Annotated in this window: 13 protein-coding genes, 1 tRNA gene and 1 pseudogene; 7 read left to right on the top strand and 8 right to left on the bottom strand. The window is 70.7% G+C overall.

Annotated elements, in window-relative coordinates:
• Positions 1-205 precede the first annotated feature (205 nt).
• From sucC to PV341_RS35765, 5 genes are all read left to right on the top strand, one after another.
• Positions 206-1345, top strand: a complete 1140-nt coding sequence (gene sucC / locus PV341_RS35785) for an ADP-forming succinate--CoA ligase subunit beta (RefSeq protein WP_500332343.1) — start codon at positions 206-208, stop codon at positions 1343-1345.
• A 5-nt stretch (positions 1346-1350) separates the two neighbouring features.
• The gene (sucD, locus tag PV341_RS35780) at positions 1351-2226 is read left to right on the top strand and encodes a succinate--CoA ligase subunit alpha (RefSeq protein WP_500332344.1); all 876 of its coding nucleotides are present in this window, start codon (positions 1351-1353) and stop codon (positions 2224-2226) included.
• On the top strand, positions 2223-2675 hold the full coding sequence (locus PV341_RS35775; protein ID WP_500332345.1) for a carbonic anhydrase: 453 nt from the start codon (positions 2223-2225) through the stop codon (positions 2673-2675). Before sucD ends, PV341_RS35775 begins: the two co-directional genes overlap by 4 nt.
• On the top strand, positions 2672-4216 hold the full coding sequence (locus PV341_RS35770; protein ID WP_500332346.1) for an aldehyde dehydrogenase family protein: 1545 nt from the start codon (positions 2672-2674) through the stop codon (positions 4214-4216). Before PV341_RS35775 ends, PV341_RS35770 begins: the two co-directional genes overlap by 4 nt.
• Before the next feature lie 129 nt (positions 4217-4345).
• A tRNA-Leu gene (locus tag PV341_RS35765) sits at positions 4346-4430 on the top strand.
• Here PV341_RS35765 and PV341_RS35760 read toward each other — a convergent pair.
• The 7 genes from PV341_RS35760 to PV341_RS35730 all read right to left on the bottom strand — a co-directional run bounded on the left by PV341_RS35760 (position 4395) and on the right by PV341_RS35730 (position 12984).
• On the bottom strand, positions 4395-4814 hold the full coding sequence (locus PV341_RS35760) for a hypothetical protein (RefSeq protein ID WP_500359997.1): 420 nt from the start codon (positions 4812-4814) through the stop codon (positions 4395-4397). The two genes, PV341_RS35765 and PV341_RS35760, sit on opposite strands and share 36 nt — an antisense overlap.
• Positions 4815-5168: 354 nt before the next feature.
• Positions 5169-6032 carry a carbohydrate ABC transporter permease gene (locus PV341_RS35755; protein ID WP_500359996.1) on the bottom strand — a complete coding sequence of 288 codons (864 nt, stop codon included), beginning with the start codon at positions 6030-6032 and terminating at the stop codon, positions 5169-5171.
• Positions 6029-7030: a carbohydrate ABC transporter permease gene (locus PV341_RS35750; RefSeq protein WP_500332349.1), complete on the bottom strand. Its 1002-nt coding sequence runs from the start codon at positions 7028-7030 to the stop codon at positions 6029-6031. The genes PV341_RS35755 and PV341_RS35750 overlap by 4 nt, the downstream gene beginning before the upstream one ends.
• A gap of 79 nt (positions 7031-7109) precedes the next feature.
• Positions 7110-8402, bottom strand: coding sequence for an ABC transporter substrate-binding protein (locus tag PV341_RS35745; protein WP_500332350.1), 1293 nt, complete (start codon positions 8400-8402; stop codon positions 7110-7112).
• Positions 8403-8542: 140 nt separating this feature from the next.
• Positions 8543-10576: an amylo-alpha-1,6-glucosidase gene (locus PV341_RS35740; RefSeq protein WP_500359995.1), complete on the bottom strand. Its 2034-nt coding sequence runs from the start codon at positions 10574-10576 to the stop codon at positions 8543-8545.
• Between the two features lie 372 nt (positions 10577-10948).
• A complete protein-coding gene (locus PV341_RS35735) occupies positions 10949-11974 on the bottom strand; it encodes a LacI family DNA-binding transcriptional regulator (protein WP_500359994.1) in 1026 nt (341 codons plus the stop codon).
• A gap of 260 nt (positions 11975-12234) precedes the next feature.
• Entirely contained in the window at positions 12235-12984 is a 750-nt protein-coding gene (locus PV341_RS35730; protein ID WP_500359993.1) for a hypothetical protein, read from the bottom strand.
• A gap of 45 nt (positions 12985-13029) precedes the next feature.
• Between PV341_RS35730 and PV341_RS35725 the strand changes: the two are divergent.
• Both PV341_RS35725 and PV341_RS35720 read left to right on the top strand, forming a co-directional pair.
• Positions 13030-13591: pseudogene (locus PV341_RS35725) on the top strand (NAD(P)(+) transhydrogenase (Re/Si-specific) subunit beta); the annotation flags it as partial.
• Positions 13592-13624: 33 nt separating this feature from the next.
• Complete coding sequence (locus PV341_RS35720) at positions 13625-14689, top strand: hypothetical protein (protein ID WP_500359991.1); 1065 nt, start codon at positions 13625-13627, stop codon at positions 14687-14689.
• A 347-nt stretch (positions 14690-15036) separates the two neighbouring features.
• On the opposite strand, the gene PV341_RS35715 is transcribed toward PV341_RS35720, so the two are convergent.
• Positions 15037-15639, bottom strand: coding sequence for a TetR/AcrR family transcriptional regulator (locus tag PV341_RS35715; protein ID WP_500359990.1), 603 nt, complete (start codon positions 15637-15639; stop codon positions 15037-15039).
• Positions 15640-15872 lie beyond the last annotated feature (233 nt).

The following is a 15872-nucleotide window of genomic DNA, read 5'->3' as shown; positions in this document are numbered from 1 at the left end:
CTCCAAAGCCTTCGTCACAACCAAGGTTCCTTCCGGTCGGGGGGCCGGTGAGCGGGCCGAACGCGGGATTCCACCCCGCGGTCTGTACATTGCATACAGGCGACGAATACTGTATGCAGACGTTTATCCCGCATGGACGACCCGGTGTCCAGAGGTCTGCACCGGATTATCGTCCGACCCCGAGTCAGGGCAGGTGCGTTTGACGATGGATCTGTTCGAGTACCAAGCACGGGAGCTCTTCGCGCGGCACGGCGTCCCCGTGCTCGCCGCCCACGTGGTGGACGACCCCGCCGAGGCCCGGGCCGCGGCCGAACGCCTCGGCGGGCAGGTCGTGGTGAAGGCCCAGGTGAAGACCGGCGGCCGGGGCAAGGCCGGCGGCGTGAAGCTCGCCTCCGACCCCGCGGACGCGCAGGACAAGGCCCGCGCCATCCTCGGCCTGGACATCAAGGGTCACACGGTCGGCAAGGTCATGCTGACGCCGACCGCCGACATCCAGGACGAGTACTACGTCTCCTTCCTCCTCGACCGCGCCGAACGGACGTTCCTCGCCATGGCCTCGGCCCAGGGCGGCATGGACATCGAGGAGGTCGCCGCCACCCGGCCGGAGGCCCTGGCCCGCGTCCCCGTCGACGTCGCCGAGGGCGTCAGCGAGGAGAAGGCCCGGCAGATCGCCGAAGCGGCCGGGCTCCCCGAGGAGACCGTGCCCGTGCTGATCGCGCTGTGGGAGGTCTTCACTGCGGAGGACGCCCTGCTGGTCGAGGTCAACCCGCTGGTCCGCACCACGGACGGCCGTCTCCTCGCCCTGGACGGCAAGGTCTCCCTCGACGCCAACGCCCGCTTCCGCCACCCGGACCACGAGGCGTACGAGACCCCCGGCGAGGGCGACCCCCTGGAGGCCGCCGCCCGCGCCAAGGGCCTCAACTACGTCAAGCTCGACGGCACCGTCGGCGTCATCGGCAACGGCGCGGGCCTGGTGATGAGCACCCTCGACGTGGTCGCCCACCACGGCGGGGCCCCCGCCAACTTCCTCGACATCGGCGGCGGCGCCTCCGCCCAGGTGATGGCCGACGGGCTCGGCGTCATCCTCTCCGACCCCGACGTCACCTCCGTCCTCGTCAACGTCTTCGGCGGCATCACCGCCTGCGACGCCGTCGCGGACGGCATCGTCCAGGCCCTCGACCTGGTCGAGCTCACCAAGCCCCTCGTCGTCCGCCTCGACGGCAACAACGCCGAGCGCGGCCGGGCCGTCCTCGACGAGGCCGCGGCGACGCTGGGCCCCCTCGTACAGCAGCTGGACACCATGGACGGCGCGGCCGCGCGGGCCGCCGAGCCCGCAAGGAGCTGATCGCGATGGCCATCTTCCTCGACCGCAACAGCAAGGTGATCGTCCAGGGCATGACCGGCTCGGAGGGCATGAAGCACACCCGCCGCATGCTCGCCTCGGGGACGGACGTCGTCGGCGGAGTCAACCCGCGCAAGGCCGGCACGAGGGTCGAGTTCGACGGGCGCACCGTCCCCGTCTTCGGCTCGGTCAAGGAGGCGGTCGGCACGACCGGCGCCGACGTCAGCGTCGTCTTCGTGCCGCCGCCCTTCGTGCGCGCCGCCGTCGACGAGGCCGTCGACGGCGGCCTCGGGCTCGTCGTCGTCATCACCGAGGGCGTCCCCGTGCACGACACGGTCGCCTTCCGGGCCCGCGCGGTCGCCTCCGGCACCCGCGTCATCGGGCCCAACTGTCCCGGTCTCATCAGCCCCGGCCAGTCCAACGCGGGCATCATCCCGGCCGACATCACCACCTCCGGCCGCATCGGCCTGGTGTCGAAGTCCGGCACGCTCACCTACCAACTGATGTACGAGCTGCGCGACCTCGGGTTCTCCACCGCCGTCGGCATCGGCGGCGACCCCGTCATCGGCACCACCCACATCGACTGCCTGCGCGCCTTCCAGGACGACCCCGACACCGACCTGATCGTCATGATCGGCGAGATCGGCGGCGACGCCGAGGAACGCGCCGCCTCCTACGTCTCCCGCCTGGTCACCAAGCCGGTCGTCGGCTACGTCGCGGGCTTCACGGCGCCCGAGGGTAAGACCATGGGCCACGCCGGCGCCATCGTCTCCGGCTCCTCCGGCACCGCGCAGGCCAAGAAGGAGGCGCTGGAGGCCGCCGGCGTCAAGGTCGGCAGCACCCCCTCGGAGACCGCACGGCTCGTGCGCGGGCTGCTGCGGTGACCGCCCCCACCGGGGCCGCGGGCGTGGAGCAGCTGCTCACCCGCAGGTACGACGTGGGCGCGGCACTCGTACCGCTCGACCTCACAAGGACGCGGGCCCGCACCGGAGTAGCCGTCGTCGCGTGCATGGACGCCCGGCTCGGCGTCGAGGCGATGTTCGGGCTGCGGCCGGGCGACGCCGACGTCATCCGCAACGCGGGCGGGTGCGTCACCCCCGACACCCTCCGCTCGCTCCGGCTGAGCCAACTGCAGGGCGGCACCCGCGAGATCGTGCTGGTGCACCACGAGGACTGCGCGGTGCTGGGCGACCCCGAGCAGGACCTGCGCGCGTGCATGGCCCGCCTCCGCGCCGCCACGGAGCTGCCCCGCACCGAGGTGGTGCGGGGATTCCTCTACACCCGTGGTGGTGCGCTGCGGGAGATCCGCCGTGATCGGGCGGAGCAGCCATGACCCTCACCCTCAAACCCGGAACGGCCTGGACCGACGCCTGGCAGCGGTGCCTGCGGGCCGCCCCCGAGGCGTTCCACGAGGACCGCGTGCTCAACCTGTGGGCCGGGGCCTGGCGGACCGACGGCCGGATCCTGCCGGCCACCAGCCCCGTCGACGGCACCCCCGTCGCCGGGGTGCCCCGGCTCGACGCGGACACCGCCCGGCAGGCCGTCCGCGCCGCCCTCGACCAGCACCGCGCCTGGCGGATGATCCCGGTTCCCGAGCGCAGGGCGCGGGTCTCGGCCGCCCTGGACGCCCTGGCCGAGCACCGCGTGCTGCTCGCGCTCCTCCTGGTCTGGGAGATCGGCAAGCCCTGGCGGCTCGCCCTGGCCGACGTAGACCGGGCCGTCGACGGGGTCCGCTGGTACGTCGGAGAGATCGACGACATGGTCGAGTGGCGCCGCCCGCTGCCCGGCCCGGTCGCCAACCTCGCCGGCTGGAACTACCCCATGAGCATCCTGGTCCACGCGATGCTCGTGCAGGCGCTGGCCGGCAACGCCGCCATCGCCAGGACCCCCGCCGACGGGGGCCTCGCCTGCCTGACCCTGGCCTGCGCGCTCATCGCCCGCGAGGACGTACCGGTGACCCTGGTCGGCGGCGGCGACGAGCTCTGCGGGGCGCTGGTACGGGCCCCGGAGATCGGCTGCGTCTGTTCCGTCGGCGGCCGGGACGCGGGCGGCCGGGTCGCCTCCGGCCTCACCGACCCCAGCAGACGCCATGTCATCGAGCAGGAGGGCCTGAACACCTGGGGCGTGTGGGACTACAGCGACTGGGAGACCCTGACCGGTCACCTCAGCGGGACCTTCGACTACGCCAAGCAGCGCCGCACCGCCTACCCCCGCTTCGTCGTGCGGCGCGAACTCCTGGCCGACTTCCTGTCCGCCTACCTGCCCGTCGTGCGCTCCGTGCGCCTCGGCCACCCGCTCGCCGTGGACGACCCCGGGGACGACCTCCCCGAGCTCGACTTCGGGCCGCTGATCAACGCGGCCAAGGCCAAGGAACTGGACGACCTCGTCTCCGAGGCCATCGACCGCGGCGCCACCCCGCTCCACCGCGGCAGCCTCGCCGACGCCCGCCTGCTGCCCGGCCAGGACACCTCCGCCTACCTGGCGCCGGTCACCCTCCTCGACCCTCCCACCACCTCCCCGCTGCACCATGCGGAGCCCTTCGGCCCGGTCGACACGATCGTCCCGGTCGACACCGAGGCGGAGCTGCTGGCCGCCATGAACGCCGGCGACGGCGCCCTCGTCGCCACCCTCTCCACCGACGACGAGGACACCTTCGCCCGCCTCGCCCCGGACATCCGCGCCTTCAAGATCGGCCACAACAGGCCCCGGTCCCGGGGCGACCACGCCGAGCCCTTCGGCGGCCTCGGCGCCTCCTGGCGCGGCGCCTTCGTCGGCGGCGACCTGCTGGTCCGCGCCGTCACGCGCGGCCCCGCGGGCGAACGCCCCCCGGGGAACTTCCCGGGCTACCACCTGATGCCGCCCGAGGCTGTATAGCGGCACTCCGGTGCCGGGGCCCACACGGCCCCGGCACCCTGTGCACCCTGCGGATACGCAGGTGAAACCCACCCCGAATCCTTGGTATCGTTGTGCCTGTCGCCGCGGGGCCAGCCCTGCGGATCACCTGTCCGGGTGGCGGAATGGCAGACGCGCTAGCTTGAGGTGCTAGTGCCCTTTATCGGGCGTGGGGGTTCAAGTCCCCCCTCGGACACTTTTCACCAACGAAATGCTGGCTGGGAGCGATTCCGGCCAGCATTTTGTGCTGTTGCAGCTGGTAGGTCATCCGCAGCCCCAGCGCCCGCCACAGCCGGTTCATCTGCCTCCCTGGGGCGCTACGGAGCGCATCTGCGGCGTCTCCCGCCGCGTCCACGAACTCGGCAATTTTCTCGCGCGAGAGCACGCGGGGCTTGCGGGTGCGGAGCTGGGCCGCCGGGGTGGCTCGGCGGGCTTCGGTCTCGGTGATCCATTGGGCGACGGTCTTGGAGTCGGCGGCTCCGGAATCGATCAGGGCCCGGTAGCGGGAGAGTCCGCCGTCGCCGGCGGCCGTCGCAGGCGCGGACGACGGCCGCCGCAGCGGTAGTGGCGTCGGCTGCATCAGTGCGCACCGTTCGTGCGTCGTGCATCCGAATCGAGGGTGGCTGCCTTCCGAGGGGGCGGGTCTCGCCGGTCAGGGTGGCTCCACCAGAGAGGCGCCGGGTCATCAGGTCGGTCATGGCAAGGTGGACGACGGCCTCGGATCGGCAGGGGAGGCCTCGCCGTCAGGGCCGGCCGGCGGTGGAACATCGTCCGGCCCGGCGTGCGCTCAACCGTCCCCCGCCGGGCAGCGGATCACCTGGTGGCGGCTGGTCCTCGGAGGGTTTCCAGGTCGATGCCCAGGCCGGCCGCGTGTCCGAACGAGATCGCTGGACGTCGGCGCACGGTCTGGTGTCCACCACCCGGGAACAGCCCCCTACTTCACGCCGCCGGCGGTGAGTCCGGCGATGATGCGCCGCTGGAAGACGAGTACGGCGATGACGAGGGGCACTGTGACCAGGACACCGGCCGCCATCTGCGTGCCGTACGGCTGGTCGAAGCGATAGGCGCCGGTGAAGCGCGAGATGGCGACGGTCGCCGTCTGCATCGACTTCTGGTTGACCATGGACAGAGCGATGATGAATTCGTTCCAGGCCGCGATGAAGGTGATGATCGCCGTGGTGAAGATGCCCGGAGCGGCGATGGGAATGATGACCTTCCGGAATGCCTGCCCCCGAGTACAGCCGTCCACCATGGCGGCTTGCTCCAGTTCCGCCGGCAGTTGGCGGAAGAACGCGGTGAGCGTCCACACGGCCAACGGAAGGGCGAAGGACATGCTGGGGACGACCATGGCCTGGTAGGTGTTGATCCATCCGATGTCCGAGAAGAGCCTCAGCAACGGGATGATGAGCGAGATCCCGGGAAACATGGACGTGGCGATGATGACCGCCGCGACAGCGCCCTTGAAGCGGAATTCCAGGCGGGCCAGCGCATAGGCCGCGACGGTGCCGACCAGCAGCGTGAGCGCGGTGGTCACGCCGGCCACGACGAGGCTGTTGAGCAGCGAGCGCTGGAAGCCGACGTCCGGCCTGAACACCGCGGCGAAGTTGGCGCCGGACCACGGATGGGGCAGCAGCGAGAGCTGGAACTGGTCGGTCGGGCGCCGGAAGCTCGACACGACCATCCAGTAGAACGGCGCGAGACAGTAGAAGACGATGGCGGCGATGCCCAGGGGCCGCAGCAGGGCCGTCGGGCGGAACCGCCGGGCCGGAGCCGGTACGGGGTGGTCGGCGGCGGTCATGCGGTGGTGGCCTTTCGTGCCGGGGCGGGCGTCCGGGTCGTGCGGGCGGTGCGCCGGCGGGCTCTGGCCTCTCCGATGAGGTCCGTGCCGAGCAGCTTCACGAAGGCGAACGCCACGATGACGACGTAGGCGAACAGGAGGGTCGCGTAGGCGGCCGCGGGGCCGTAGCGCACATTGCTGGCCTCGTAGTACGCGAGCATCGCCAGCGTCTCCACCTCGTGCTTCCGGCCGCCGATCAGGACGAAGGGCAGGTCGAACATGCGCAGCGCGTCCAGGATGCGGAACAGGACGGCGATCAGCAGGGTGGGTTTGACCAGGGGCAGTGTGATGCTGCGGAACTGGCGCCAGGGACCGGCGCCGTCGACCCGGGCCGCCTCGTACAGCTCACGGGGTATCAACTGCAGGCCCGCGAGAACCAGGAGGCCGATGAACGGCGCGGTCTTCCACGTGTCGGCGACGATCACCGCCAGCTTCGCCTGCCACCCGTCTGCGGTCCACAGGATCTGCCGGCCGAGCAGGGCGTTGGCCACGCCGTTGACGTCGAAGACCCACCGCCACAGCAGCGCGGAGACGGCCGTAGGGATGGCCCATGGCACCAGAATGGCCGCGCGCACGACGGCGCGCCCGCGCAGGGCGTGGTTCATGACCATGGCCATCGCGATGCCGATGAGCACCTCGATCGACACGGTGGTGACGGTGAAGAACGTGGTGTTCCAGAAGGCATTCCAGAACATCGAGGCGTTGGTCCCTGAGAACGCGTCCGTGTAGTTGCGCAGGCCCGCGAATCGCTCCCCCTCCACCACGAAGCCGTCGGCGTCGAGGCCCTGGCCCTCTTGGAAGAGGGAAGCCCTTATGGCGGCCACCAGGGGATAGGCGATGACCAGGCCGAGGACGAGGAGGGTGGGCGAGAGCAGGGCGGCCGCGAGGCGGCCGTCACCCCGGCTCTTGCGGAGCCTTGGGACAGGACGCGCGGTGGCTGTCCGGATGGTGGTGGTCACGAGGTGTCCTTCTTCGGGGGAACGCCGATCGCCCCGGCCGGGCACGGAGCGCGGAGGGCGCCGCCCGGCCGGGGACGACTCACTCTGCGGTGATCTTCTCCAACTGCTGCTGCAGGTCGGTGAGCGCGGTGTCGGGGCTCGCCTTTCCGGAGACCACCGGATAAATGGCGTTCTGGATGGCCGCGGTGACATCGCCGTAGCGCACGGCCTTCGGCCGGGGCCGGGCACTCTCGATCGACTTGCCGAGCGTCGCGAGGTAGGGGAACTTCTTCTGAAGGTCGGCCTGGCTGTACAGGTTCGCCCGGGTCGGCGCGACCGCTGCCTTCAGCAGGTTGGAGCGCTGGGCTTCCTCACTGGTCAGGAACTTGATGAAGTCCCGCGCGGACGCCTTGTGCGGGGCGAATGTGGACACGGCCAGGTTCAGGCCTCCCAGGGTGGAGGAGCCGGGGCCGTTCATTCCCGGCAGCGGAGCGACGTCGAACTTGCCCGCCACCTTCGAGGAGCCGTCGGTCTCGTTGGCGAGGTTCCATACATACGGCCACTGGCGCAGGAAGATGAGCTTGCCCGCCTGGAAGGCCTCGCGGCCGTTCTCCTCCTGGTAGGTCAGCGCCTCCTTCGGGATGGTGCCGTCCTTGAAGCTGTCCACGAGCCACTTCAGGCCGGCCTTCGCCTCGGGTGTGTCGACGGTCGGCTTGCCGTTGTCGTCGAACAGTTCCCCGCCGGCGGACTGGACGGCTTCGGAGAAGTTGACGGTCAGGCCCTCGTACTTGTCGAACTGGCCCGCGTAGCAGCTCATCTTGGAGGCCTCGGGCAGCTTCAGGACCTTCTTGCAGACGGCCGCCATCTCGGTCCAGGTGGTCGGCGCCTCGGCCTTGACCTTCTTCAGCAGGTCGGTGCGGTAGAAGAGCATCCCGCCGTTGGACTGGTACGGGGCCGCGTACACCTTGCCCCGGTATTTCGCGGTGTCGACGGCGGACGGCAGCAGGCCGTCCAGCGGGAAGTCCCCGGCCGGAAGTTGGTCGATCCAGCGGTTGGCGGCGAATTCGGCGGTCCAGGTCACGTCGAGGCCGAGCACCGAGTACGCGTCCGACTTCACCTGGGCGTTCTGCACCATCTGCTGACGCTGCGCGTCCGCGGAGGTGGGCAGTTCGGTGATGGTGGCCTTTTCCCTGGGGTGCGCGGAGTTCCACTCGTCGAGCAGGTTCTGCAGATTGCCGGAGGTGTCCTTGCCGGTGGCCAGGGTTATGGGACCGCGATCACCGGAGCCCTGGTCTCCCGCGTTCTTGTCCGTCCCGTTGCTGCTGCACGCACTGGCGGCGAGTGCGGCGGCCGCGGCAACAGCGGCCGCCTGCAGAATTCTTCGACTGGTCATTCCCTTGCTCCTCGTTGAGCAGCGCCGGTCGGCGCGGATTCGAATGGTGCGGCAGCGAAAAAAATCACATCGGATCGTGAGCGTGCACACTGCGCCGACGTTCTGCTGTCAGGCGCTTTTCCCGTCAGCCCTCGGCGGTTTCAGGACCTGATACGCCCGCTGTGTCCGGGTCGAGTGTCTGTCCGGTGGGTCGGCACCGGGAGCGCCGGAGCGTTCCCCGCCTGCGGAGGCGGGGTGCCTGGAGAGGGCGCCGCGGCCCGGCTCTCCAGGTACCCGATGACCGCCACCGCCCCGGCGGCCGCCCAGGCCTGGGGACGGCAGGCCGAGGGATAGGCGGGCAGGGGCCCGCTGTCGGCCGCCGAGACCCCTGCGTACAGCTCCGGCAGTCGGTATCCGAAGCGTTCCGCGGCCTCGACCACTCCGTTCGCCAGTGAGCGGGCCACCTCGTGGTGGCCCTCGGCGGCCAACCCGAGCACGGCGATGGCTGTGTCGTGCGGCCAGACGCTGCCGCAGTGGTAGCTCATCGGGTTGAAGGCAGCGCTGGTGGAGGAGAGGGTCCGCAGTCCGAATCCGCAGTCCATGTCCGGCGCGGACAGTCTGCGGGCGACCAAAGCCGCCTCGTCGGGTGAAAGCAGCCCGGTGCCGAGCAGATGGGCCATGTTGGAGGAGGCGCCGTCCACCGGCCGCTTGGCCCCGTCCAACGCGATCGCTGGATAGGGCCCGACGTCGTCGCAGACCCAGTACGCCTCGCGGAAACGCTCACGCAGCCGGGCCGCCCAGTCCCGCAACGGCTCTGCTCCGCCGGCACCGAAGCTCTCCAGCAGGTCCGCGCCCTGCACGGCGGCGGCATGCGCGTACCCCTGGACCTCGCACAGTGCCAGCGGTGCCTCCGCGAGCCGTCCGTCGGACCAGCGCACCCCGTCGTGGGAGTCCTTCCAGCCCTGGTTCGCCAGGCTTCCCGGGACGGTGGCCCGGTACTCGAGGAACCCGTCCCCGTCGGCGTCACCCGCTTCGGTGATCCACCGCAGGGCCTTCCGCAGGTGCGGCAGCAGCTCGGCGACCTCGGCCTCGGGCAGGCCCGCCCGCCAGGCGTCGTGCAGCAGGCGCACCCACAGCGCCGTGGCGTCGACCGTGCCGTAGTACAGCGGGGGCAGTGTGAGGCTGCCCAGCCGCAGCGGCTCCGGGCGCGCCTCGTGCAGGATCTTCCCGGGCTGCTCCTCCGCCTCGGGCAGGTCCCGCCGGCCCTGCCTGCGGGCGAGGGTGCGCAGCGTGCCCCCGGAAACCGCGGTGCCCAGGGGCAGCAGCATCCGGGCGGACCAGAGCGAATCGCGTCCGAAGAGGGTGAAGTACCAAGGACTCCCGGCGGCGAGGAAGCGGTCCCGCGGATCGAGAGGGTCGCACAGCAGCATGGCCTGCAGGTCCTCGAGACTGCTCTGCAGCAGGCGCGCCCGGCGGTGGTCGACCGGCGCTTGCGCGGGCGCGGCCCATGGCGGAGGCAGCGAGTCGAGTGGCGCGCCGAATGCGGCTCGCGGCGCGCCGCCGGAAGCAGTGGCCGGGTCGGTGTCGGGCGATGCGCACACGCGAAGGGAGAGCGACCAGGAGCCTCTGGGCGGCAGTTCGGCCTCGAAGCTCAGGACGGCCGTTCCACCCTCCTCCCGGCATTCGGCCGGCGCCGGGGCCGCGGTCAGGACGACCCCCGTGCCGTCGCGGTCCCAGCGAACCTCGCCGCCGGCGGTGACCGGGGGGACAGGGCGGATGCGCTCGCCCGACCGGACCTCGTGCACGGGAGCCAGGTCCGACTCGGCGCGCACCCGCACCCGCACCCGCAGGGGGGCGTCGCCGAAGGTGCGCAGCCTCAGGTGCTCCTCAAGGGCGCTGTGCGTCAGCACCCGGCGGCGCTCCAGCATCAGGTCCGTGTCGGCCGCAGCTCCGCGGACCGGCTGCACGGCGGCGGTGAACCGGGCCTCGGACGACCGGGTCAGTGACCGGCCCACCGGCCGGACCTCGGCATCGACGATCTCGACCTCCAGCCGGGAGAGCATCCGGCGGTCGTTGTCGTAGTAGCCGTCCGCGCCGCCCGTCCGCAGTTGGCCGTCCGACCCGCACAGCGCGGCGGCGGGGGCACGCAGCACGGTCACGAGGTCGTGCAGCGCAGGTGGGTGAGGGGTCGTCACCCTGCCTCCTTCGGTCAAGCGGGTCACCGGTGGGGCCGCGCAGCGCAACCGCCGCCGAATTCATGGGCTGGTGCCGTCACCCGGTGCGTCGACCGTGAATGCGGAAGACAGCAGCGGTGGACACGCGGCCGATCGGCGGTCGCTGACGTACAGAGTCCTGGCGCCGAGCTCGAACCGTCGTCGGCGACCCGGAAGTTGAACGATCAAAACTGCGACGCGCAGGACTATGCCATGTGGCGGACCACCTGACTAGGGGGAGTTTCCTCAACGTTTCCGTGGTGTTCCGTGTGGAGGAACTCAGGTGCTCCCGCCGACGGTCAACTCCCGTCCCGCAGAACCTACGCGGAAGCAGCGGGCGGATTGCCGCGAGCGTCAGGAGCTCTCACGGACGATCAACTCCGGTTCGAACAGCACGTACTCGGATGCGGCGGGTGGGCTCCCTGCCAGGAGGGCGGTCAGCAGCCTGATCACCGCACGTCCGACCTCGGTCAAAGGCTGCCGCAGCGTGGTCAGCGAGGGCTGGACCAGCGCGGCGGCAGGGGAGTCGTCGAAGCCGACCACTGCCACGTCCCGTCCGATGGCCAGCCCCTGGTCCCGGACTGCCGTGTAACACCCCAGCGCCAGGGTGTCACTGGCCGCCACCACCGCCGTGGGGCGGGGCCAGGCGCGCAGCAGTTCAGCGGCAGCGGCGGCGCCGTCGTCGATCGTGTCGGGCGAGCGGGCGGAGTTGTGGGCGACCAGTTCGTGCCGGTCCATGGCCAGGCGCCATCCGAGCAGGCGGTCCTGTCCCGGCCCGCTGCCTTCCTCCATCCCGAGGAACGCGATCTCCCGGTGACCTCTGGCGACGAGGTGGTCCACAGCCGCGCCGATGCCGGCTGCGCCGTCCACATCAACCCACAACTGCCCGGGCGGGGCATGGGACGCCCGGCCGAAGCCCACGAAAGGCGCGTTCCGTGAGGCGAGCCATTCCGGTCGGGGATCGCCGGGGTCCAGCCGGGACAGTATGAAGGCGTCGACGCTGGACGTGCGCAGCATCTCGTCGTACGTCGCCAGCTCGTCCTGGAAATCCTGCGCGGCGCAGATCACCACGCGGTAGCCGTTCTCCTGGGCCGCCGCCGCGAGCGCGTGCAGGAATCGGTCGAGGATCACATTCGATGTGCCACCCCGCCCTACCTCGACGCAGTAGCCGATCTGCCGCGACGCCTGGGTCCTGAGCGACCTCGCCGCCCGGTTGGGCTCATAGCCGATCTCCTTGATCACCCGGAGCACGCGGTCCAGCGTCTCCGGGCGCAAGCGATCCGGTGTGTTCAGGGCGTTGGAGACCGTCTGGCGGGATACCCCCGCGATACGTGCCACATCGTTGACGGTGGGAGCCGGCGAGACGGAGCGCTTGCGCATAGGAGTACCAGTCTACCGGCGAGGACGGAGACAGCCATCGCCTGTTCACAGACCGCGACGGCCACCGAACGAACCGGTGCGGGCCGCATTCTGGACCCTGTGGCCCCGCTCCCTGGACTGGGGGCGCGGCGGGCAGCTTACCGGGCCGTCGGTCACCTGGTGCCGGTACACGGCGGGGCGCGGCAGGCGCGCAGCCCGGTCGAGACTGCCGTCAGTCCCGTCCGGGCCGGGGCGTACCCGCCACGCGTTCGGGGACCGGGCTACTTCGCGATCAGCAGGAGGATGGCCCGGCCGTGCAGGCGGTAGACAGTGCCGGCGCCGCCGACGAGGGCTTCGGAGCCGGGGGAGGCCACCTGATCGGGTCCTTCGGCCCAGGTCGAGGTGTCGGTGACGCGGTACCACTGCTTGCCCGCGCCAGGTGAGGGGAGGGTGAAGTCGACGTCACCGGACCAGCCGTTGTAGCCGACGTAGACGGCGCTGCTGGGGTCGCCGAGTTCGGTGCCATCGAGGCGCAAGGCCAAGGCGTGGTTGTTCGGGCTGGACCAGTAGGCGCCGTCGGGCGCGCTGCCGGCGGGGGTGAACCAGTTCAGCTGGCCCAGGCCGTTGCCGTTGTTGTCGGCGGCGCTGTAGAAGGCTGCCGGACGCAGGGCCGGGTGCGCCTTGCGGAAGGTGATGAGCCGCTGGGCGTAGGTGCGGAAGGTGCTCTGGTCCGCGGTCGGGCTGTGGCCGAGCCAGTTGGCGGAGGAGTCCAGGTTGTACGGATTGTTGTTGCAGCGGATCGAGCGCAGGGTCTCGTCGCCGCCGGTCATCATGGGCGTGCCGGCGGACAGCATCAGCAAGGCGAAGCCGTTGCGGGCGGACTTGCGCTGGTCGGCGGCGTTACCGCCCTGGTCCCAGGACAGGTTGTGGTCCGAGCCGCCGTCGGAGGGGCCGTACGGCCAGGGCTGCGTGTTGCTCTTGGTGTTGCACGTGTACAGGTCGGCGAGGGTGAAGCCGTCGTGGGCGACCATGAAGTTGACCGAGTTGAAGGGTGCGCGGCCGTCGTCCTGGTACAGGTCGGCATCGAGGCGGGCCCCGCCGACGACAAGGACTACGGGGAGCACCACGAGATCACCGCCGAGGGCGTCGCCGAGCTCCTCGGATCGGCCGACTCGGTGATCATCACCCCCGGCTACGGCATGGCCGTCGCCCAGGCCCAGTACGGCATCGCCGAGCTGACCCGCAAGCTCAGGGAGCGCGACGTCGACGTGCGCTTCGGCATCCACCCGGTCGCCGGCCGGCTGCCGGGCCACATGAACGTCCTGCTCGCCGAGGCCAAGGTCCCCTATGACATCGTGCTGGAGATGGACGAGATCAACGACGACTTCGACGACACCGCCGTCGTCCTCGTCATCGGCGCCAACGACACCGTCAACCCCGCGGCCGCCGAGGACCCGGGCTCGCCCATCGCGGGCATGCCCGTCCTGCAGGTCTGGAACGCCGAGAACGTCATCGTCTTCAAACGCTCCATGGCCTCCGGTTACGCCGGAGTCCAGAACCCCCTCTTCTACCGCGACAACTCCGCCATGCTCTTCGGCGACGAAGGACCGCGTCGAGGACATCCTCCGCGTCCTGTGACCCGCTGTCGGTGGGGTCGGCTACCTTCGGGTCATGTCGATCACCGCACAACTGCGCGACTCGGTGGAGCTGCCGGGTGGGGGCGCACTCGTCAACGGCTTCGCGTTCGAGAGCCGCGGGGGCGGTGCGTGCCGCGCCCTGCTCGGCAACGGGCGCGAGCTGGAGGTCCACGACCTGAACGAGGTGTTCGCGGGTGAGCGCGTGCCGACCGCCGTCTTCCCCCTTCCCTGGCCGGGGTGGGACCGCGGCGTCCACTCGGTGAGTCCCGACGGCACGTTCGCGGTGTTCTCGGGCCAGCGCGCGGTACGGGCGGTGGGCAGGGACGGCGAGACGCTGTGGGAGTACCGGCACGCCTGCTGGGGGCCCGCGGTCGGCCACCCGCACACGGGGGACGAGCAGGAGGTGTGCCCCGGTCACGAGCACGGATCCTGCCGGGTCTCGGACGACGGCCGGCTCGTCTGGGCGCATGTCGTGGCCGAGCCGGCGGAAGGCGACTGGGAGGAGCGCTGGGTCGTCCTGGACGCCCGGGACGGCCGGGAGCTGGCCCGGCTGCCGCTGGGCAGTGCGGCATCCGGTTCGCATCATCTGTCCCACCCGGACGGTGTCCACATGGGCCTGTGCATCGGCATGGGCCAGGACGGCATCCTGCTGCACTGGGCGCGCCGGGACGGCGGCGAGCTGACCGGCTGGGACCTCAACGAGGGCATGGACCGCATCCTGACGGACGTCCATGCGGGGCACCCGGGCTTCCTGACCGTCGAGCACAGCGGGTGGGACCTGCAACTGCACGCCCTGGACGGCACCGTGCTCGCCGAGGTCTCGCCCGATCCGGCCGGCGACGAGGACCCGCCCCGCTGGGACTACGGCTGCGGCTTCGTGGACGCCGACACGGTCATCGCCTCGACGATCGACTCCGCCGAGGACCCCGAACAGGCCCGCCACTGGCTGCTCGACGCCCACAGTCTGGAGACACGCGGATCGGTCGGCTATCCCAGGGGCCATGTCGACAGCTATGTGCGTCCGCTCGGCGATGGGACCTGGCTCACCTATGACGACAAGAGCGGGACGCTGAACCGCTGGGCGGAAACGGCACTTTGAGCACGACCAGGACGCCCGCCGGTGCCGGTGGGTGCCCCTGACGCGGTGCCAGACCGTCTTGAGGTTGCAGAACTTCCGAATGCCCTCCGTGGCGAGCTCGCGGCCGATGCCCGAGTCCTTCGCGCCGCCGCCCTGGTCCGGTTGGACATCGCGGGGAGGGGCCCGGGCCACGCCGTGACGGTCGGCGTGGACGTGCGGTTCCTGGCGGGACTGTGGGACCTGGCCGTCCCGGAGCACACCCGGTGCCGGTTGCACCTGGAGGCCCGCACCTGCAGGCCCAGGTCCGTGAGATGCCCGGCCGGTCGATGCGGCGTTGAGCGCCCCGGCCCGCCGTGCGCGGCGCGGTGTCAGGACGCTGCCGCATCGGGCCAGAGCGCGCGGAGCGCGTCGGGAACCCCCGCGACGGCCTCGGAGTCACCCATGGCCAAGTGGAGGATGTAGCCGGGCAGCGTGCACATGAGCGTGGCGCCGATCGCCTCGGGAGATGCCTCACGTGTCAGGGTGCCGCCCTGCTGGTGTTCTCGGACGACCTCGGTGAGGGCGGAGCGCATCTGGGCCAGCAGGTCGTTGAACTGCTCGGCCAGCGAAGGGTTCCGCAGGGATTCGGACCAGGCAAGCACGGACAGCCCGGCGATGTTCTGCTCGGCGGTCTTGGCCTTCACGATGTCGAAGACATCGGCCATCAGGTCCCCGACGGAGCTGCTGGGCCGCTGCTCGGCGACACCGTGGACCATCGTCAGGACGTCACGCATGCTCTCCTCGACGATGGCCGTGATCATCTCGTTCTTGCTGGCGAAGTGCCGGTACACCGCGCCCGCCGAGAGGCCCGACTCCGCGAAGAGGTCCTGCATGGACGTGGAATGGAACCCGTCCCGCAGGAAGCAGCGGCGCGCCGCGTCCAGGATCTGCCGGCGGCGGGCCTCCATGTACTCCTGCGTGACCTTCGGCATGGATTCATCCTTCAATTAAAAAACGAATCTTCGTGTTAACTTAACACGGTGACCGTGGGTCATTCATAGGGAGCGCGGGGGAAATCTTTGCCCTCCTTCTCTGGACATCCACCGCGCGGGCCGCAACCATGGTTACTCCATACGGTATGCAATCTGCAGTATGGGATCCCGACGCACCACTCCCGACCCGTCGTTGGACTTGTGAGGTGGCCGTTGTGACCAAGGCACTCGAA

This window comes from Streptomyces sp. PA03-1a (genome assembly GCF_033792805.1).
GTDB lineage: Bacteria > Actinomycetota > Actinomycetes > Streptomycetales > Streptomycetaceae > Actinacidiphila.
The sequence above is the reverse complement of the archived record's forward strand: the minus strand, read 5'-3'. Positions and strand labels throughout refer to the sequence as shown.